The sequence below is a fragment of the Williamsia sp. D3 genome, from assembly GCF_000506245.1.
GTDB classification, from domain to species: Bacteria; Actinomycetota; Actinomycetes; order Mycobacteriales; family Mycobacteriaceae; genus Williamsia; species Williamsia muralis.
Genome location: NZ_AYTE01000030.1, coordinates 67,728 through 90,605 on the forward strand (window position 1 = coordinate 67,728; position 22,878 = coordinate 90,605).

The following is a 22,878-nucleotide window of genomic DNA, read 5'->3' on the forward strand; positions in this document are numbered from 1 at the left end:
AGGTTCGATGGGGTTCGAAGACCGCGGGCGAAGGGGAGTTCTCGTGATTCTGGTCGGCTCGGGAGCTCTGCTGTGGCGTGCCGCGGGTCATGCCGCCTCGGTGGGCACACCGGTCGACGTTGTCATCCACCCAGAAGGCGAAGCGGTCCCCACGTGGGCGACCGATCTCGAATGCGCCGGCACCGACGACGTCAACGAGCTGGCTGACGGCATCGACGAGATCTGTACGGACGGACTGGTGTGTTCGACCGGCAATCCCTTCATCTTCCGTCAACCGATCCTGCAACTCGGCGTGACCATCGTGAACATTCACGGCGGGCCGCTGCCGCAGTATCGAGGCCTGCCCATTGCCGCCGCAGTCTTCGCAATTCTGAACGGCGAGAGCGAATTCGGAGTCACACTTCATCGCGTCGACGCGGGAATCGACACCGGCGACATCATCGACAGACGGGCTATCGCACTCACCGAGTCCGTGACGCTGGAGGAACTGTCGATGGAGGTGACGCAGGCTTGCCACAACATCTTCGTCGACAACATCGACTCTCTCGGTCGAAGCCCGGTGCCGGCGTCTGTGGGCCACTCCTCGTCTCCCGCAGGCTATTACGGAATGAAGCAACTCGCCGACATCGGCAACTATCGGGACCATCCGAACTTCGTCCGGGCCACGGAACTCGGCGTACTGGAGGACCACTACCCGGCGTACCGGGATCTCTTCGCGCCATACCGGGCCTGACCTCCTCCCACACCGCAGTTTCCGGCAGTGGCCAATCCCGGCGGACACAACGATGGCGCCGGCAAACGCCGGCGCCATCATCGATCTGACTCAGGTACTCACTTCTGCGGGAGCTTTTCCAACTGCGCTTCCAAACTGTCCAGGCTGGCCATTCCTGATGCGTAGGTGAACGGATCCGTGTATGCCACAGCCAGAACCCGTCCGGCCTGTACTGCGGGCAGACTCTTGAACAGCTCGGAGTCGAGCATCGCCTGCACCTCAGGTGTGGTGGTCCCGTCTGCGCGGGTCGGGTAGACGATCACGTCGTAGTCGTTGAGCATTCCCAGCTGCTCATACGAACGTTCCTGTCCCTCGCCCGTGGGGAAGGTCAGACCCGCGGCCTCGAGCTTGTGTGGCACATACGTTCCGGCGTTCTGATCCCAGAAGGTGCCCGGCGACCACGAGGCAACCGCGACGAACTTGGTGCCGTCGATCTTGTCGGCGTACTTCTGGTGGATCTCGTCGGCGCGTGCGTGGAACTGCTTCTTCTGCTCCTCGGCCTCGGACTTCATGCCCGCGATGTCGGCCGCCTCGTCGAAGGTCTCGTACCAGTCGGTGACCAGCAATGACCCGCCCTCGAGGTTCACGACCGGCGCGATTGCCTTCAGCTTCTCCTTGTCGATTGCTTCCCAATGCTTTTCGAGAACGTTGCCGACGATGAGGTCGGGCTCGAGCGCGAGAATTGCCTCATAATCCGGTTGCGCGATGGTGCCGACCTTGGGCAGGCTCTGGTACTTCTCCCAAGCGGCCGTGTCGTTGCCGAAGTAGTCGGCCGTGTAGAGATCCGGTACGCCGACGACCTTGTCGCTACCGAGGCTGAGCAGCGCTTCTGCCGAGCCACGCAACGCCACGATGCGCTGAGGGTCGGTCGGGATCTCGACAGGACCGTCGACGGATTCCACCGTGCGGGTCTCGCCCGAGGCCGAATCTTTGTCGGAATCGTCCGAGCATCCGGTCAGCAGGACCACAAAAAGCAGTGGCAGCGCGGCCAACAACGCCCACAGCCGCAGTCTTCGAGATTTCTTCATTGTCAGTTCTCCATTCTTGCTCCGGAGATGTTCCGGAGTGTTCATCAATAGGTCTTTCAGCTTCGGGTATCAGAGATGAACCGGCGCAACCGATCTCCCCAATCCGCGACGACGTCGTCGTCAAGCATCTCGCGATGCCCCTTCATAGTCGATGAATATTCCACCTTTCCAACGATGTGATGACGCCAGTTAAAGGTGTCTAGATTGCCGTCCACCCCTGCCTGCAACAGCAAAGCATCCGCGTGTACCTGTCCTTGCGTCGGCCTCGCCAGATGCTCGGTGGCGGTCGCGCCCGACTTCAACATGCCTCGTACGTCGGACTTTTGGATCCCCGGCCACAGGGGCGCCACATCGACGGCGTGATCGACGAGCTCTTCCACCGTCGAGAAGCTCCAGGGTGGTCGATGCTGAATGCGTAGCAGAAGTCGTCGATCGACTCCTGTAGCGACATCGCTCCCGTGATGTAACCCGGTTCCGGTGTCGGGCCCGAGTCGAGCAGCGTCAGGCTGATCAGTCTCGAGTCGCTCTGCTTCTCTATCAGTTTGGCGAGCGCAAACGCCAAGTGCGCGCCGTACGACCAGCCGAGCAGATGGATGTCGCCACCACCGGCCACACGGTCGACGAGGTCGAAGTACCAGCGCGCCGTCGCATCGAGATCGCCCATGTCCATCTCGGGATCGAACAGCGAAACGTTCTGCAGCCCGTACACGGCCACGCCGTCCGGTACGTGGGCCACCAATCGGTCGTACATCACGGCTGACCCCGACGCGGGATACGCACAGAACAGGTGCTCGGTGTACGCGGCCTCGGCCGTCGGAGAAAGCCTCAGCAGCACAGAGTCCCGCAGATGATCGGTATCCGAGTGATCGGTGGACCGGTCGATCAGGTTCGCTATCGTCGAGACCACCGGGCTCTCGAAGATGTTGCGAACGCCCACCTTCACACCGAACTCCGCAGCTATTCGGGATGCCAGCCGCACAGCGGTGAACGAATGCCCCCCGAGATCGAAGAAGTTGTCGTCGGCCGACAGTTCGACGTCACCGAGTCCCAGCACCTGCGCAACCAATTCTCCGACGGCTCTTTCGGTTCCGGGGGACAGAGCCCGCCCGTCACGGCCGTGTCCGCTCACCTCCACCGCGGGAAGAGCGGACCGGTCGAGCTTCCCGTTCGCCGTCACCGGCAACACGTCGAGCATGGTGAACGCCGTGGGCACCATGTGAGCCGGCAGTCGAGAACCGCACCAGTCGCGCAGATCATCGTCGAACGCGGTCGGGTCATCAGTGACCTCGCCCGTTGTGTAATACGCGGCCAGCGTCTTTCCCGACGATGGGTGGTCGACTGCGATCACGGCGGCCGACGACACCAGGGGGTGGCCGTCCAGGATTGCAGCGACCTCGCCGGGCTCCACACGCTGGCCTCGGATCTTCACCTGGTCGTCCACGCGCCCGACGTACTCCAGCACACCCTTGCCGTCGGTTCGCACCAGATCCCCTGTGCGATAGAGGCGTCCACCGCTTCCGGTCGGATCTGCGACGAACCGAGACGCAGTCAGCCCAAAACGATCGTGGTAACCACGGGCCAACTGCGCGCCTGACAGGTACAGTTCGCCCACCACACCTGCCGGGACCCGGCGTAGCCACGGATCGAGCACCGTCACAGCGCAATTGGCCACCGGCCATCCGATCGGGACAAATCCCTCACGTTGTTCACCGGGTACCGCTCCACAGTCGAAGTACATCACCTCGCCCGACTCCGTCGGCCCGTAGATGTTGAGGACGTTGGCGCCCAGTGACGACTCGACCGAGTCGGCCAGACTCCAGCGAAGTGCCTCACCGGCGAGCAGGACCTCCGCCACCTGGACCCCGGCGTCCGCGTCGACGTTCTCCACGAGGATGTCGGCCATCGACGGCACGAAGTTCACGCGTTCGATGTCGTGGCGGGTCACCGCGTCGACGATCTTCCACGGATCGCGATGATCACCTGCCGCGAGAACCACCACGGCGTGCCCCTCCACCAGCGGCGAGAGCAGTTCGGGCAGTGACACATCGAACCCGATCGGCGTCTTGACAAGAATCGGCCCGGTCAACGGGTACTGCCGGCGGCCCCATTGCAACCGGTTGGCCAGCGCCCGGTGCGAGACCACAACGCCCTTGGGCTGCCCGGTTGTCCCCGAGGTGTAGATCAGGTAGGCGGCGTCATCGGCGAAAAGAGCTCGGCTCCGGTCGTCGTCCGTGATCGGCGCAACCGATTCCCCGGCACCGCTGCCGATTGCCAGGACGTCGATCACCGGGATGTCGTCGGCACCGGCCGAAGCGTTCCAGTCCGGCGAGTTGGTCACCACCACAGTCGGAGAGGAGTCCTCGAGCAGGTAGGTGATCCGCTCGTCGGGATAGGAGGGATCGATCGGCAGGTAGACGCCGCCGGCGCGCAACACCGCGGCCATCATCACCGGCAGCCATTCGTCCCGTTGAGCGACCACGGCGACGTGGTCGCCGACGCGTACGCCCGCGCCGATCAGATGGCGGGCCAACCGGTTCACCCGGCCGTCGAGCTCTGCGAACGACCACTCGATCGCGCCGTGTACAACTGCGATGCTCAAGGCGAATTCAGTTGCAGCACTCCGCAACAACCCGTCGACCGTGATTTCCTCGTGGACGGTCGTCACCCCAGGGGCCTGAGCGGATCGGGTGATGTCGACGTACTCGACGGGTACCAACTGCGCAGCAGCGAGCGAGGTGTCGAGATCCTCGGCCACCACTTCGAGTACCTGCACCAGTGTCTTGATGAAACGCATGATCGTCGATTCCTCATAGAGGTCGACCGCGTATGACAGGTTGGCATCGATCCGCTCGCCGTCGTCGACGAAGAAGACGTCGAGGTCGGCCTTGACCACTCCGAGACTGCCACCCAGTGGATCGAGCAGGGCCAGACCGGCTTTCGCCAGGAGGTCACGCTCGTGCGATCCGCTGGACTGGGCGACATAGCTCACCAGCACCTGCACCAACGGGTTCGCGCCGGCGACGTGTGCGCCGTTCCCCGCGGCGACGATCTGGTCGAACGGTACTCGTTGGTGTTCGAACGCGGTCAACACGTTGTTCCTTGTGCGCTGCAACACGGTTCGTAGGCTGTCCTGCGGAAGCAGTCGATGCCGTATCGGCACCGTGTTCACGAGATAGCCGACCGTATCGGCGACGGTCTCCTCTGATCGGCCGCCCGTCGGCGATCCCAGCACGAGGTCGGTGCCCGAACCCAGCCGGTTCATCGCCACGGCGACCGCCGCGTGCAGGGTCATGAACATCGAGACGTCCAGCCTGGCCGCGGTCTCGCGAACACGCGACACCAGTCCGTCGTCCAGCGAGATCTCGAGATCGATCCCCTTGAAGCTTTGCCTGCTCGGCCGGCTGTGATCCGGAGGCAGGGTGGACAGTTCCGGTGCACCGGCCAACTGGTCGTTCCAGTAGCGCACGGACTCGTCGAATCGGCCGTTGTCGAACAGCGATCGCTGCCACACCGCATAGTCGGCGAACTGCACTGCGAGAGGCTCGAAGACAGGTGCCTCACCGCTGCGACGTGCGCAGTAGGCATTCCAGAGATCTCCGGACACCGAGCCGATGGATCCCTCGTCGACAAAAGCATGGTGCAACGCCATGCCCACAACGAACTGGTCGTCGCCGCGGCGAATGATCACGCCTCGCAAGGTCGAGTCCGCAGCAACGGACAGTGGCCTGCTCCCCCACTGCTCGATGCGCGCCACGGTCTCGTCGTCGCTGCATCCGACCGCGTCGACGTGGTCGATCTGCAGCCACCGCTCGACTGAATCCGGCGACGTGATGACCTGCACGATCGAGCCGTCGTCGGCCTCTGACAGTCGGGTCCGCAGCGGCTCGTGGCGGACGACGAGGTCACGCAGGGCGGCCGCCCACGCGATGGGTTCGAGGCGGCCGGAGACGTGCCACAGGATGGTCACCGTGTAGGTCGACCCCGCGCCCGCCATCTCGTCGATCACCCACAGTGCCTGCTGCCCATAGGAAGCCGGGATCTGGTCCGGCCGTTCGATCTCGCCGATCCGCGGCAGTCCGGGTGCCTTCTCGACGCCGCCAGGATTGTCGTGGCCGTCGATGGCGGCCGCCATCTCCGCCACGGTCGGGTGATCGAAGATCGCGCGCACGGAGATCGGTTGACCCAGTGAGTTGCTCAATCGTCCGGCCAGACGCATCGCGAGCAACGAATGACCACCCATGTTGAAGAAGTCCGCATCAATCGACACCTTAGATATCCCGAGGGTGTCTGCGACGGCGGCGGCGATCGTCTTCTCCAACTCGCTCCGGGGCTCCCGCGCAACCTCTTCTGCCAGTTCGATCTCGGGTAGAGCGCGTACGTCGACCTTGCCGTTCACCGTCAGCGGGATGTTCTCGACAACCCCGATCGCTGCGGGGACCATGTAGTCGGGCAGCCGGGCCGCGAGATGATCACGCAGGTCGGAGACCTCGATCTTCGCCTCCCCCGCAGCAACGACGTAGGCGTGCAACGCCTTACCTGACGAAGTCTTGCGAACCACAACCGTGGCGCGCGACACGTCGTCACGGTCGACGAGGGCACTGGCGATCTCCGCCGGTTCGATGCGGAACCCGCGGATCTTGATCTGATCATCCGAGCGCCCCAGGTACTCCAGCGACCCATCGGGCTGACGCCTCATCAGGTCGCCGGTCCGGTACATCCGTTCGCCCGACCGCCACGGGTGGGCGATGAACGACGCGGCCGTCAGATCAGGCCGTCCCTGGTAGCCCCGGCCCATTCCGGCACCGCTGAGATACAACTCGCCGGCCACGCCGTCCAGCACCGGGGTGAGCGACCGGTCGAGCAACAGTGCCATCGTGTTGAAGATCGGCTCGCCGACATTCGGGCGGTCACTGTCGGCGAGATTCGCGCCGAGCGCATTGATCGTGTATTCCGTTGGGCCGTATAGGTTGTACGACCACAGACCGGGTCGCTCACGCAGCGTCGCCCACAGCGTCTCCGGGACCGCCTCTCCTCCGAGCGAGAAGAACGAGATGCCGTCGTAGCCGGGTTCGGTATGGGTGAACAGGCTTGATTCGACCAGGAGTTCACCGTAGGAGGGCGTGACGTCGAATCCGTCGATGCGGTTCTGCGCGTAGTAGGACAGCAGCGCAGCAGGATCTTTGCGCATGCTCTCACTGATGACGTACACCGAATGTCCGTCCAGCAGCCAGAACAACTGTTCCCACGAGGCATCGAACGAGAACGACGTGGTGTGCGCGATCTTCATCGGCGCGCCGCCCCGGCCTTCGGTGGCCGGGCGGAAGATGCGCTCGACGTGGTTGTAGAACATGTTGATCAATCCGCCGTACGGGACCGCAACACCTTTCGGCGTACCGGTGGAGCCCGACGTGTAGATGATGTACGCCAGGCCTGCTGGATCGACGGCGCGCTGCACCGTCTCGGGCACCGGTGTATCGGCCCTGGACAAGGTCTCACCCACGAGCAGCAGTTCGCGCGTTGTCTCGGGAAGCGATGACGCCAGCATCGCCGAGGTGCACACGATCGAAGACTCTGAATCATCGAGGATGTATCCCACCCGGGCAGGAGGCAATTCGGGGTCGATCGGCACGTAGGCAGCGCCGATCTCGAAGACGGCGAACATCGCGATGGCCATGTTGTGGTCGCGCTCGAGGTACAGGGCGACCCGGTCCTCCGATCCGATACCCCGTCGGACCAGTTCGGCCGCCAGCGTGCGGACGTGCGCCGACATCTCCTCGAACGTGAGGTGCGTGCGGCCCGACACCAGCGCAGTCCGGTCGGGATGTGCCTGCACCTGACGGGCCAGCAGCGACGCAATGGACTCCGTCGGGATGTCCTGGCGCACCAGGCCGGCGGTGACACCGGCAACAGCCTCGTCCTCGGACAGGACCGAGATCCTGGCCATCGGTGCATCCACATCGTCGACGAACCCGCGCACGACTCGCACGAACCGTGCCATCAGGGTGGCGACCTCGTCTGCGGTGAGAAGGTCACTGCGATAGGCACATCGGAGATGAATGGTTCGGCCGGGATGACAGGCGATCGACACCGGGTAGTGCGTCGCGTCCTGCAGCGACACATCGTCCACCGAGACCGAGCCGTCCGGACCGATCTGCGACCATTGCGCGTCGGTGTCGATCCACTGGTGATTCTGCATCACGAACAGCGTGTCGAACAGCTGGTCCACGCCCACCGCGCTGTGCAGTTGCGACAGCTGCACATAGGGGTGTTCGATCGTCTCGAGCTGGCTGTGCTGCTGAGCGCGTAGGTGTTCACGGACCGTGTTTCCCGGGCGCACCGTGGTGCGCACCGGAACCGTGTTGAACAGCAGGCCGATGATCTGGTCGGAGTCCTGCAGATCCGGGCTGCGGCCTGAGGCCACCGTGCCGAACACCACGTCGTTCTGGCCCACGAGCTTGCTCAGCAGTACACCCCACGCTGTATAGAGCAGTGTCGCAACGGTGACGCCGGCATCAGCTGCCACGGCGCGTATCGACGCCGACAGCGTCTCGTCGAGATCCATCTCGTGGTCCCGCGCATGCGAGGCGCGGGCGGGCTCGGTGACGCCCGGACGGATCAGGGTAGGCGATTCGATGCCGCCCAGTTCGCGAGCCCACACTGCGTAACCGGATGGGGTGTCACGGGTCTGGAGCCATTGCAGATAGTCCCGGAACGACGGCTCTGCGGGGGTGATCCGATCGGGCACCACATCGGCGGCGATGTCGATCTCGTTGTACAGCCTGAACAACGCCTCCAGCATCAGGCCGCTCGACCAGCCGTCCATGAGCAGATGCTCGAAGACGACGGACAACGTCCACCGCTCGGAGTCGTTCTGCAACAGGGCGAACCGCATCAGAGGCGGAGCGTCCGCAGCAAACGGCCGGCGACGTTCTTCCCGGAGGATCGAGTCGCGCCCGAGCCGGGCGGTATCTGCCTGCCGATACCACGTCCAGGGCACCTCCACCTTGGCCTGGACGATCTGGAAGGTGGATTCACCGTGCACATGGAATCCGGCCCGCAGGTTCGGGTAGCGGTACAGCAATGCCGTGACCGCGGCGTGGAACCGATCCGGGTCGACTGCGCCGGCGAAGTCGATGACAAACTGTGACGAATAGACGTCCGTCGAGTCGGCAGCCTCCGCCGTCAGCAGGTGGAAGAGCAGACCCTCCTGGAGTGGACTGACCGGAAGGATCTCGGCGACCTGGCCGAACGTGGCCGACAGTTCTTCGGTGAGGTTCGCACCGACCTCCACCAGTTGCGGCGCGGCAATCTGTTCGTACACAACACCGTCGGCCCACGGGTCGGGTGAGGTCGAAAGGCCGACCGCCGACCCGGTTGCTGCCAGGGCGGCGGCAACTCGTTCTGCCAGGCCCACCGCGTCGACCGCCAACGTTGTCACGACGTCCACGGCCACGGCCACCCCGGAACTCTCCGTACCGGCCACGACCACATCGAGCACCAGCGGGTGGTCGCCCGGTGATGCGGTGATGCCCGGCGCCACAGGAGAACCCGCGTGATGGAGCCGTATCGCGATCTGCGCGTCCGGAAGGTCATCGAAGACGCCGATGGTCGCAGGGCTGTGGTCGCGCAGGATCACATAGCCCTCGGCCTCGGCGGCGGTCATCGCCAGGGCGTCGAGGGTCTCGTCGGCCAGGCGACCTGTTTCCGAAGCCCACCTGACCAACACGGGGAACGTCCGCCGCGCTCGCCCGATGATGTACTGCCGCATGTCTTCGCGCGACGGTTCTTCGATGTCGATGATGACACCTTTGGAGACGAGGTCCGCAGGGGTCAGGACATCGATGGAGGTCAGAGCGTGCACCGTCGACGACACCACCGACGCACGCAGATCTGCCAGGGCGACCGGTCCGGTTGCGGCATCAACATTCACGATATTGCGTCCGCTGCGCCGGTCTCGGTCGTCGCCGGTCAGGGTGATCGGATCGGCGAGGTCGACATCATCTGCGAAGGCCAGCCATCGGTCACTGTGGTCGTCGACGCGGTCGCCCGCGGCGTCACGCTCGGCGTCGATAAGGCCGGCCGGTGGCAGATCGATCTGCAAGTGATCCGCATCAGGGGCTTGTAATACCGCAAACAGAAAAGTCTTGATCACGCCGACCGATTCGAGGTCGAAGCGGCCGTCACCGGGCACACGGATCTCGAAGTCGTAGGCGTGCACGCCGTCGGAGGTCGAACACACGATCAACGGAGTTGTCGCCGCCGGTCGCGGTCCGTCCCGATCCACGGCGAGCGGCATCTGCACCACGCCGGACCCGGTCAGGCCCCAGCCGAGGACCCGTAACGCAGCCTCGCGTACGTCGCTGACGGTGAACCGGGAGGCGGGCAGCCGGACACTCTCAGAGAGAACGGCTTCCGCTTCCAGGTCACCGGTTGGCATTCCGCCGGGTCGCGACCGCTCGGGTGCGATGTACTCCGAGCACAATTGCTGCACTGTCGCCGTCGGCGACTGACTGCCGGCGATCAGCAGGAATGCGGTGGTCGCCATCAGGTTCTCGATGGTCGCGGGCTCGAACAGGGCAGATGCGTAGCTGAACCACAGAGTCCAGGCGCCGTCGTTGTCGATGATGGCAACGGTGAGATCAAACTTCGCAACCGACTCGGAGCGCCCGGCATCGAGGACATCGATCGCGCGACTGAGATATCGGTGGGACTCCTCAGGTGCCGCTGCGCGGTACGCGGTCAACACCTGAAAGACCGGCGATGTGCTCTCGGCACTCACGCGCAGGCCGGGTGACGATGCCACGAACTCGAACGGCACATCTCGGGCGTCGAGGGATTCGAGCAGGAGCCGACGCGATTCAGCGACGTTGTCGGAAAAGCTCGCGGATGGTTCGGTCGACACCGGCACCGGAACCGTGTTGAGGTAGTACCCGATCGACTGCTCGGCATCGGGACCCTGGCGCAGGGTCGCCGGCGTGCCGAAGACGGATCTGTTCGCGGCGCCGTGCGCTGCCAACGCAGCAGACAGTGCGGCGTTGAGGAGCATCAGCGGCGTGACACGACTCCGGGCGGCGAATTGTTGTACCTGTTCGACGAGTTGTTTCGGCACAACACATTCGGCTTCCGCCGCCGTCGATGCCGCAGGCCGGCCAGGGCCCGCGTGGTCGTAGGGCAGGTACGGGTATACCACGTGGTCCGCGAGCCGCGTCGTGATCCGATCGATGAGTGCAGAGTGCCCGCCCGCTGCCGAGTCGAGCACGGACCGTTCGTGGATCGCCCAGTCGGCGAACTGCCGCAGACGTCCCTGACTGTCGGCAAGCTGTTGTCGCGCAGGGTCATCGTCATTCTCAGCCCGCAGAGCGAGGTCGAGATCGGACAGGAAGACGTCGAACGACGTCTCGTCGAACACGATGTGGTGCCCCGCCACTAGCAGCCACTGACGACCGGCACTGCGCAGGTGCACGAACTCGACAAGCCACTCCTCCGAGCCGTCCCGTGGCCGTCCGAGGCGCTCGCCGGCCGTGCGCGCAACGTCAGCCTCCGCGACGTCGACCACGTCGTACGGGACACCGTCGGCGTCGCGTGCGTCACGGATGACCTGAACCAGGTCTCCTGCACGCCAGTCGAAGTGAGTCCTCAGCGCTTCGTGACGCCGCACCACCGACACCACAGCCCGTCGCAGGGTCTTCGCATCAAGACCCGGGTCCACCTGTAACGCATCACCGATGACGTACTGGCTGCTCGGCCCGGTTGCCTGGCCGATCGCCCAGAGCGCCTGCTGGCCATACGAAGCCGGGATGTGCGCCGGCCGTTCGCTCTTGCCTGGCCGCGGATGCGCGGCCGGTGCGGCGGTCTTCATCGCTGCGTCCACGGCGGCGCTGAGCTCGGCGATGGTCGGGTGATCGAACACCGACCGCAACGTCAGATCAGATCCACACCGGTCGTTGAGCAACGCGACCAGCCGTGTTGCCGTCAACGAGTGCCCACCGAGGGCGAAGAAGTCGTCGCCGGCGGCCATCGCGACGTCGGCGTCCACACCGAGAACCCTGGCGACAGCCGTCGCGACCACACGTTCTGTATCGGTTTCCAGCTCGCGTCCCCGGCCGATCGGGACACCCGCGTCCACGGCAGGCAGGGACCTACGGTCCACCTTGCCGTTGGCAGTCGTCGGCAGCACGTCCAGACGCATGAAGACCGACGGGACCATGTGGGCCGGCAAACGGGCGCCGACCCACTCGCGTAGGTGTTCTGTGAATACCTCGTCGGCGAGATGCGCACCATCGCCGAGCGCGGTCACGTACCCCGCCAAGGTCACTCCGGCGACAGGATGTTCGACCGGCACCACTGCGGCGGATCCGACCCAGCGGTGGCCGCCCACCACCGCGGCAACCTCACCGGGTTCCACCCGCTGGCCCCGAATCTTCACCTGATCGTCGACGCGTCCCAGATACTCCAGAAGGCCATCGGCATTCCATCGGGCCAGATCGCCCGTCCGGTACATGCGACCGCCGGACCCCCGTGGGTCGGCGACAAAGCTCCCGGCCGTCAGTCCTGGGCGGCGGTGGTACCCGCGCGCCAATTGCACGCCCGACACGTACAGTTCGCCGACGACACCTGCCGGCACTCTTCGCAGCCACGAATCCAGCACGACGGCAGTGGTGTTGGTGAGAGGACGCCCGATCGGAAGGGTCCCGTCCGAATAGTCGGCCCCGGGGTCGAACTGGCCGAGCACAACCTCGATCGTCGCTTCGGCCGGTCCGTAGATGTTCCATGCCCGCACACCGAATCGCGTGTGCAGATCACGGGCAAGCGACAACGGCACCGCTTCGCCACCCAGCGACAGAACATTGGGGGCCAGCTCCGTCAAGGTGCCCTGCCGCAGCACCTCCTCCATGAGCGACGGGGTGAAGTCGATCCAGGCGAAATGGTTGTTGTTCAACAGCTCAGCGATATACGCCGGGTCGGCGAACTGGGTGTCATCCAGATAGTGCACAACACCACCGAAGACCAGCGGCCAGAACAACTCTGCCGCCGCCGGATCGAAACCTATTGCCGTTCTGGCCATCACGACATCACCAGGAGCCAGTTCGCAGAGCTCCTGGCGACGACGGATCAGCTCACCGAACGCCCGGTGCGTGATGTCGACCCCTTTGGGTCGCCCGGTGGTGCCCGAGGTGTACACCACGTAGACCGAGTCGTCGGCATGCAATCGACGCGAGCGTTCGTCATCGCCGACGGGCGAGGAGTCCATGATGTCGATCCGCGACGTCACCGCTGGATCGGCCAGATCAAATGGGTTGGTGTGGCCGTACATCGAACCATCGTCGTCGCGACCGGCGGTGATCAGCACCGCAGCCCCGCTGTCTTCGATCAGAAACCGGATTCGTTCGAGTGGGTAGGCGGGGTCGATGGGAACAAACGCGGCGCCGGCACGCACCACCGCGGCCATTGCAAGGGGCAGCTCCGGGCGCCGGTGGATCAGGACCGCGACACGGTCCCCGACCTCGACGCCGGATCGGATCAGGTGGCGCGCCAGCCGGTTGACACGCTGATCGAACTGCGCCGAGGTGCAGGTCTGTTCGCCGAAGACCAGCGCAGGTTCCGACGGACGCTCACTGGCGGCGGCCTGGAGCATGGCGTCCACGGTCAGGTGCCCGGCGGTCAGGTCCTCGGCAGCCAGGTTTTCGCTGCGTCCGGCATCCTGCAGCGGCACGGGGCCGAACTCGACGGCGCTCAGCGGCTTGTCAGGAGCGTGGACCATCACGTCGAGGACGGCGGTGAACACGTCGACAAAACGGTCGATGGAGGCCGGTGTGTACAGCTCGGCGGCGTACGAGACACCACCCGTCAGAACGCCGTTCAGCACTTGGAACTCGAGTTCGAGGTCGGCCTTGACGGTCTTCAGGACACCGCCGACCCGCTCGAAATGGGACAGGCCGGCGGGCTGGAGGGTGTCGTCTCTGATCTGTTCGTGCTCGGTCACGAAGTTGAGCAGCACCTGACACAGCGGGTTCGCTCCCGGAATCCGGCCGACGCCTGATTCCGCCACAACCCTGTCGAAGGGAATCAACTGATGGTCGAGAGCTCCCAGCACTGTTTCCCGGGTGGCGCTCAAGAATTCCCTCGGCGTCCACATCGGTTGCAGGCGGTGCCGGACGGCCACGGTGTTGATGAAGTAGCCGACCGTGGACATGACTGCCGCGTCCGGACGTCCCGCGGTCGGCGAGCTGAGCACCATGTCCGAATCGGCCCCCAGCCTGTGCAAGGTCAGAGCGACCGCGGCGTGGACGAGCACGAACATCGAGGCATCGATGTCGGCAGAGAGTTGCTGCAGGGCAGCGGTTGTCGCCGATTCGACGACAAGTCCGGTGTGGCCGCCCTGGAAGGTGGGTGTTGCCGGTCGCGGCCGATCGGATGGAAGGGTGGACAACTCGGGGGCCCCAGCCAGGGTATCGGCCCAGTACTGAGTGCCTTGCTCAAAGGCAACGGTATCGACGAGCTGCTGCTGCCAGACCGCGAAGTCCGCATACTGCAAAACAACCGGCGGCAGAGCCGGTTCCCGGTTCTCGCTCAGGGCGCCGTACGCCGCCCAGAGCTCGCTCGCGACAGTGGACATCGACCACTCGTCGACAAACGCGTGATGTATCGCAACCGCGAGGATGTAGCCGCCATTGTCACGCGGTGCGACGAGCGAGCGGATCGGCATGTCCGTATCGAGGGAGATCGGACTCTGCACCCAGTTCTCCACCGTGTCCCAGTCGGTGCCGACATCGGACCCGTCCAGGTGCGAATGGTCGGTGGTCAACCACCGGCCCACGGAGTCAGCGGGTTCCACGATCTGGACAAGACCGTGTTCCCCGGCCTCCACCAACCGGGTCCTCAGCGCCTCGTGGCGGCGGACGACCACTTCGAGGGCTCGTTCCCAGGCCGCCTGGTCGAAATGCCCCTCCACGTACCACTTCACCGGTACGACGTACCGGCCGCTCGCTTCCGAGAGGCCCTCGATGGCCCAGAGAGCCTGCTGGCCCGAGGAAGCCGGTACGTGCTCCGGGCGGTTCACGGCCACGAGCCGAGGCAACGCCGAAGAATCACCGGGGCCACCCGCCGCATCCACTGCCCCGGCCAGGCCGGCGATGGTGGGGTGATCGAACACCGAGCGCAACGTCAATCCCCGGTCGCATCGCGCGTTGAGCAACGCGATCAGCCGGGTTGCCAGCAACGAGTGCCCGCCCAGGACGAAGAAGTCATCCTCGGCCGACAACTGGACTTCCCCGAGCCCGAGGACGTCGGCCACCAGCGCGGCAACGGTGTGTTCGGTCTCCGTCGACAATGGACGGCCACGTCCACCGCCTGCCCCCAGATCGATTGCCGGCAGCGCACTTCGATCCAGCTTCCCGTTCACGGTCACCGGGAGCTCATCGAGCCGAACGAACGCCGCGGGCACCATGTGGACGGGCAATCGCGACGCTGCCCACTCGCGCAGGTCGTCGTCGAACCCGTCGGTCACCGACGCGACAGCGTGTGCGTCGGACGTCTCGGTGCCGGACTCTGTGTAGTAGGCGGCGAGTATTGTGCCCGACACCGGGTGTTCGACCCCCACCACGGCCGCGGACGAGATGCGTGGGTGCGAGCCGAGTACCGCAGCGACCTCACCGGGTTCCACACGCTGGCCCCGGATCTTCACCTGGTCGTCGGCACGGCCGGAGTACTCCAGGACGCCCGCGGTGGTCCACCGGGCAAGATCGCCTGTCCGATAGATTCTCTCGCCCGAGCCGACGGGGTCGGCGACAAACCGGGATGCCGTCAGACCGGATTGCCCACGATAGCCGCGAGCCACCTGGACACCCGACACGTACAACTCACCGACGACACCAACGGGTGTCGGTCGCAACATCGGATCAAGCACCAGCACAGCCGAATTGGCAACGGGAAGGCCGATGGGCACCGAACCGTGCCCGTCCGGCGACAACAAATGAGTGGTCACGTCACCGGTGACCTCGGTGGAGCCGTAAAAGTTCGTCACCGCCGCATCCGGCCACGCAGACGTGAGCTGCTCGACGGTCGGGACATCGAGTCGCTCACCCGACACCGTCAATCGGCGCAGACCGGCCTGTGCCGCACCGGAAGCGGCGATGTTGCGAGCCAGGGACGGGACCATCACCGCATCTGTGACACCCGCCCGCGCGCACAGCTCCGACAGTTGTGCGGGGTCTTTCGCCTCGTCTGCGGTCGCGACGATCAGGCGACCTCCGACCACAACAATGTGCAGCATCTCGGTGAGTGCGTCGATGAAGCCGAGACCGGATTTGGCAACGCCGACCACATCGTCGCTGTTGCCGATGAGATGGGCGCCCCAGGACAGGCGGTTCACCAGGGAGCGGTGCGACACTTCCACCCCCTTGGGTGCACCCGTGGTTCCCGAGGTGTAGATCACGTACACCAGGTCGCCGGCGAGCAACGGCCGGTTTCGTTCCGACTCGCTGAACGGTTCGCTGGACACCGCAGCAATCGTGTTGAGGGTCAACTCATCCCGGAGGTTCACGAGTCGCCCGTCGCCGAACAGATCGTCCTCGGCACCCGGGAAGTCGGGGCCCAGGGAGTCGGGGGCCACCGTGCTCAGGATGGCGGTGGGTGTGCACTCGGCCAGGATGTGGTTCCGGCGTCGCCGGGGATGCTCGGGATCCACCGGGACGTAGACCGCACCCGCGCGGATGATGGCCGCAACACAGATGGGTAGCCATTCATCGCGACCACCGATCAGGGCCACTCGGTCACCGACCTGGACACCGGAGGCGAGCATGTACCGGGCCAGCCGGTTCACCTGCGCGTCGAACTGCGCGTAGGTCATCTCCACACCCCGGTAGACCACCGCGGTCTGGTCATGATGGGACTGTGCAGACGCGACCAGCAGCGAATCGACCGTCGTGTCCGGAGGTACCTGTAACGCGGGTCCGGCCGAGAGCTGTTTGATCACCGAAGCTTCCGAGGCGCCCACGGTGTTCAGTCGCGCGATCTGTGTATCTGTCCCCGCTCCGAATGCCTCGAGAACACGGGTGAAGATGTCCAGGATCCTGCGGGCGGAATCGGCGTCCACGCCGGCGGGGTGGTAGGACAACTCGACAGACAATTCGTCGGCGGGAACGACGCGAAGTGTGAGCGGATAGTTCGTCGAATCGCGCCACTGCCGTAGCTCGAGAGAGAGTCCGGTGGCGCGTTGCAGTTCACCCAGCACGGCGTCGTCGTTGACGTAGTTCTCCATCACCACGAGCGTGTCGAACAATGCCGGCATCGCGCTGAGACGGTGGATGTCGGTGAGCGAGACCTGATGACCCTCGAGCACCGCCACGTTGAAGGCGTGCACGGTGTCGAGCACTGCATCGATTGTCATGTCGGGTGACACGGTCACGACCGTGGGAATGGTGTTGACGAACATTCCGACGGCGGTGTCGATGCCGTCGATGTCCACGGACCGCCCGGAGACCACCGACCCGAAGACCGTTGTCGCCGAACGTGTATGGATCTGCAGTGTCAGCGCCCACGCAGCCTGGACGACGGTGTTCAGTGTGATCGATCTACGCTTGGCGAGGTTTGCGAGTTCGGCGGTCACGGGCGCGGAGAGAACCGTGTCGGCAGTGTCGGGGAAAGACGTGTCATCCGGTTGCCAGCCACCGGCCACCAGGGTCGGTTCGGTGACCGCGGACAGCGGACCCTGCCAGACATCGATGGCGTGCTGCGCGCCCGACTCCGCCATCCGGCGCACGAAACGGAAGAACGTGTCGTCCACGTGCAAGGCAACGGTTTCGGGCGCTTGGTAGGCCCGCAGCAGGTCTTGGACGAGCAGCGGAGTGGACCAACCGTCGAGTACCGCGTGGTGCGACGTGAGGACAAGAACACCTGCCGCGTCGGCGGTGAGCAGCAGTGTCAGACGAATGGGTGAGCCATGCTCCACATCGAAACCCCGTGCCCGATCGTCCTCGATGAACGCGGCGGCATCGTGTTCCGGATCGGCACTCGCCCGGAGGTCGATCACCGTCAACGGCTCGTCCACGGTCACCGGGATGACGGCGACGGGAGTGCCGTCGTGTGCGGTCCGCACAGCCATCGTCAACTGCGGATATCTCGTCAACACCGCTCGCCATGCGGCGCGGAGCCTGTCAGGCTGTACCGGGCCGGCAACGTCGCGAACGTGTTGCGCCGTATACAGATCGACGCCGCCGGACGCATTGAGGGCTGAGTAAAAAAGGACACCGCGCTGGGCCGGCGTCAGTGGGTGCACCCCGAGAAGTTCCCCGTGATCGCGCTCCCACGTCGATATGTCGTCCGCCGACACGTCGACCAGGGGAAAGTCGCTGGGCGAGTGTGCCACAACCGCTTGCGGTGAGGTGGCGTACTCCGCGAGTGCCGCCAGCGCCGTCGTCCATCGGTCGGCAAGTGCACGCACTGCGGCTTCGTCGATGACCGACTCGACGTAGGCGAAATCTGCGTGCAGCTCGACGCCGGAATCGGAGACGACTGCCCTGGCGGTGATGTCGACGACCGCCGGGGCCGGCATCTCGTCGGCCGCGTGCAGACCCAGTCCAGCTGTCTCCGGGGCGGATTGCCATGGCAACTCGCTGTCGACGCCATTAACACCGGCGCCTCGGAACTGGCCGAGGTAGTTGAACGCAATCTGCGGGTGGTCCAGGGCGGCAAGCTCAGTCGCCGGTCCGGTGGCGAGGTGGCGAAGAACTCCGTAACCGATGCCCTTGTCGGGTATCGAGGAAAGCGTCTCCTTCACGGTGAGGACTGCATCCAGCGCGCGCTTCCCGTGCAACCCGTCGGCTTCGGATCGTCCGAACTCGCTGCTAGGTAGCGGAAGCCGCACCGGGTACCACGATGTGAACCATCCGACTGTTGTCGACAGATCCGCGCCGTCGACGACTCCCTCTTCGCGGCCGTGACCCTCCAGTCCGATGACCATCCCGTCGTGCGACAACTCATCACGATCGGTGAACAACTGGCTCAGCGCCGCGGACAGCGCGCCGAGCAAGACGTCGTCGACAGTTCCCGCGGCGATCCGCGGGACGTCCGCCAGTACCGCGGACGCGGTGAGCGCAGGTATCGTCACACTCACTCGCCGCACATGGGCACAGGTGTCACGCTGCGGATCGAGTTGCCGATGCCCGAGGACGGCCTCGGTCTGCCCGGCCATCGCCAGCCACAGCGGTCTCTGATGATCGAAAGCGCCTGCGGCGGCCTGGGTTGTCAGCGCTTGGGCCCACGCCACCAGTCCGGTGCCTGCGGTGGACAGGCCGACATCAGGCGAGTGCACATCGGACGCGGCAGCCAGGTCGTCGGCGAGAATCCGCCAGGAGACCCCGTCCACGACGAGGTGATGGATCACCATGACGAGGCGCCCTGTGGTGCTTGCCGAATCGGTGACCCACCGCGCTCGCCACACCACGCCTGCTGCTGGATCCAGCGCGCCCGCGAGGTCGCTCGCGACTTCTCTCAGGTGCTGCTGCCACTTCTCGGTGCTCCACCGAGTGAGCTGTCCATCGATGCGCTCGTCACGATCGAGCCTGTCTGCCGCATCCGCGGCGACGGCACCGACCTCGAGTTGGCGTGCTTCGCCCGATCCGACGACCCGCGCGCGCAATGCCCCGTGTCGTCCGACCACTCGGTTGAGCGCGTCGTGGAGCTGCTCCCATGTCAGATCCTCGGGGGTCACGAACACAAATGTCTGTGCGAAAGAATCGAATCCGGGTACATCGATCAGACGGTGGGCGATCGGCATCAACGGAGCGAGGCCGCCGTGGCCGCCTCCCGCCGCCTGGTCCCGTCCGAAGATCTCACGGCCATCAACCGCAGGAACAGCCGAGGCCGCGATCGCCGCAACCGTGCGTTGCTCGAACACCATCTTGGCTGTGGTCACCAGTCCTGCGCGCCTGGCTCGCGATACCACCTGGATGGAGACGATGCTGTCGCCACCGAGGGCAAAGAAGTCGTCGTCGGCCGACAGCTGGGTCGTCGAGTCGAGGCCGAGTACGTCGAGGAAGACGGCGGCGATGTTGTGCTCTGCAGCAGTGCTGAGTTCGCGCCCGTGGCCGCTGCGCGCGCCGAGATCTATTGCGGGGAGAGCTTGGCGATCGAGTTTGCCGTTCGCTGTCATCGGCAATGCGTCCACCCGGACGAACACCGACGGCACCATGTGGGCGGGCAGCGCAGTCTCGGCCCAGACGCGCAGTGCGGCATCGAGTGGCTGTCCTTCGGAGTCGGACTCTACCGCCGCGCAATAGTAGGCAGCGAGAACCGTTCCTGCTGCGGCAGGTGGGTTCGCGCCACTCGATTCGGCACCCCGATCGACGGCGACCACAGCAGCTGCCGTCACATCCGGGTGCGATTGCACAGCGGCGGCGACCTCACCCGGCTCGATACGGAATCCGCGGATCTCGACCTGGTCGTCGATGCGGCCCAGATACTCCAGCTCGCCCGCGACGTTCCACCTCGCAAGATCGCCGGTGCGGTACATACGGGTTCCGGACCCGTTCGGGTCGGCGACGAATCTTGTTGCGGTCAGCGACGGACGACCGCGGTATCCGAGACCGACCTGCGGTCCGGTCACATACAGTTCTCCGACGACGCCGATCGGCGTCGTCTGTAGATGAGGGGTGAGGACGTCGGCACGCAGGCCGGGCAGCGCCCGCCCGATGACCGACGCTCCTGCGACATCGCCGTGCGACGACACCACGGTGTGCGTGACGTGCACCGTGGTCTCGGTGATGCCGTACATGTTGATCAACGTCGGCGTGGTCGGGTGGCGATCCAGCCATGGCGCGAGTCTGGCCGCATTCAGTGCCTCGCCGCCGAATACGACCGTTCGCAGTGCGAGGTCTGGGTCGTCGGTTCGGTGCTGTTCGGTGTCGATCAGAACATAGAACGCTGACGGTGTCTGATTGAGGACGGTGACCCGGTGCCTGCGGATCGCATCTCCGATGAGGACCGGATCGCGCAGGACATCCTGGCCGACGACTACAAGCGCAGCCCCGGTGGTCAAGGGCACCCACTGTTCCCAGACGGAGAAGTCAAAGGCGTACGAGTGCAGCAAGATCCATACGTCGTCGGCGCGGAAGTCGAAGTGTGTGGTGGCGTCGAACAATGCGACGACGTTCGCGTGACTGACCATGACGCCCTTGGGACGACCGGTCGTGCCCGAGGTGTAGATCAGATACGCCGCATCTGCGGGGAGCAGTCTGCGAGTGCGGTCGGCGTCGCCGACCGGTTCCGGCGACACGGTGTCGAGGTCCCGCACCACCGAAGGGTCCGCGACGTCGATAATCTGCGTCCCCACGATTTCGGCGAACCGCCCGATGTCGAGAGCGTCGCCACAGTTGGTCAGCACTGCACTCGGTGCGGCGTCCTGCAGCAGGAACTCGATCCGGCCGTCTGGATAGTCCGGGTCCACCGGAACGTACACGGCGCCCGCGCGCATGACTGCCGCGAGCATGACGGGCAGCCATTCGTCGCGCGCCGCCATCACCGCGATCCTGTCGCCAGTGCGCACACCCGATGAGAGAAGGTGCCGGGCAATGCGGTTCACCCGCGAATCGAACTGCGCATAGGTGAGGTGCCGATCATCGACGGCCACCGCGACGCGCTCCGGATGCTCCCTGGCTGCCGTCTGCAACAGCTCGTCGATCGTCACCTCGCGGTTGACCTCGGGGTGCCCGGACACCCACTCCGACAACAGGTCGGTGTCGACCGGGTCGGCAGGTGCCAGCGCGCGCAGACGATCGTCGGCCGACAGCGACGACAGCCTGCGGACCGCGCTCTCGATCCGTCGCAGATGCACCCGCAGTTCTGATTCGTCGTATCGGGTGGGGTCGGCCTTGAGTTCGAGCGCGAACCCCTTCACCTTGTCGTTGTAGACGAACAGATTGAGGTCGTCGGCCGGCCCGGTGCCGAGTTCCTCGGTGACCGCGGCCGTTCCCGCGAAGTCGGCGTGGTAGTCGAACACATGCAGATTGATCTGCGAGAGAGCAGGTTTGACACCGTCGGACACCTGGGTGAGGCGCTCACCCCGGTATCGCTGATGCCGGCGCACGCCGTTGAGTTCGGCCGCCGCACGGGTGATCCACTCGCCCACGTTGTCGTGTGGATCGATCTCCAGCGACACGGGCAAAACGTAAACGTTCACCTGCATCATCGGGGTACGCAGGCCCACCCCGCGCCGCGCCATCATCGGGATACCGATTGTCGCCTTGGTACTGCCCAACCGATGAGAGTCATACCAGGCCCAGAGGGCGATCATCGCCTCACCCCAGGTGGCGCCGACCGATCGAGCCAGTTGATCGACCCTGTCGATGACCTCCCGGTCGATCGACACGGAGACGCCGATGGGCATGTTCGCGCTCGGCGACGCCGGCACCAGCGATGCTGCGGAGTCCGCCAGCGATTCGGCGAAGGCACTCCAGTACTCACCATCGCGCTCGGCGACATCACTGCGCTCGTATTCGTCCTCCGCCGTGATCATCTCGGCCACGGTGCCGAACGTCGACTCCGGTACGGCCACACCCCGCGACAGCGCGGTGTACACCTGCGCCACCCGACGGGTCAGCAACGACAGCCCGTACGCATCGAGCAGTATGTGGTGCGCCTTGAACTCCCACACGATCCGCCCATCGTCGAGCGACCACACCGTGGCGGCGAACAAGGGACCGTCAGCGAGGGGCAGCGCCTCGGACATTCGCGTGCGAGCCTGTGCCCGAAGTGAATCGGCGGTGCCCACGTGGTTGCGCACCTCGATCGACGGCGGGGTAGCCGGCACCTGGACCGACTGCAGCGGTCCCTGCGGCCCGGTGTCGAAGCGGCACCACAGAACGTCGGCGTCGTGAACGGCGATGCCCACGGCGCGAGCCAGGGTTTCGCCATCGCACCCCGCAGGCAGCCACAGGAGCTGCCCGATCGAGAACACCGGCGACCGAGGCGCCAATTCCTGAGCGAACCACACGCCCCACTGCGCACTCGAGAGCCTCATGCCACGTCCCATCGCCAAACCACATTCCCTTGCGCTCGCCGATGCGAGACGGTCGTCGATCG

Annotated in this window: 4 protein-coding genes; 1 reads left to right on the forward strand and 3 read right to left on the reverse strand. The window is 65.2% G+C overall.

The genetic code is table 11. The features are described 5' to 3' along the window. Positions 1 to 7: 7 nt before the first annotated feature. A complete protein-coding gene (locus W823_RS47850; protein WP_081729833.1) occupies positions 8 to 733 on the forward strand; it encodes a formyltransferase family protein in 726 nt (241 codons plus the stop codon). A gap of 98 nt (positions 734 to 831) precedes the next feature. Here the strand turns inward: W823_RS47850 and W823_RS47855 are convergent, their stop codons facing one another. The 3 genes from W823_RS47855 to W823_RS47865 are packed head-to-tail and all read right to left on the reverse strand — an operon-like array spanning position 832 to position 22,816. Further along, complete coding sequence (locus W823_RS47855) at positions 832 to 1,800, reverse strand: ABC transporter substrate-binding protein (RefSeq protein ID WP_023960160.1); 969 nt, start codon at positions 1,798 to 1,800, stop codon at positions 832 to 834. A 56-nt stretch (positions 1,801 to 1,856) separates the two neighbouring features. Continuing rightward, positions 1,857 to 2,105 carry a hypothetical protein gene (locus W823_RS47860; RefSeq protein ID WP_023960162.1) on the reverse strand — a complete coding sequence of 83 codons (249 nt, stop codon included), beginning with the start codon at positions 2,103 to 2,105 and terminating at the stop codon, positions 1,857 to 1,859. Further along, positions 2,099 to 22,816, reverse strand: a complete 20,718-nt coding sequence (locus tag W823_RS47865; RefSeq protein WP_023960164.1) for a non-ribosomal peptide synthetase — start codon at positions 22,814 to 22,816, stop codon at positions 2,099 to 2,101. Before W823_RS47865 ends, W823_RS47860 begins: the two co-directional genes overlap by 7 nt. Positions 22,817 to 22,878: the final 62 nt, after the last annotated feature.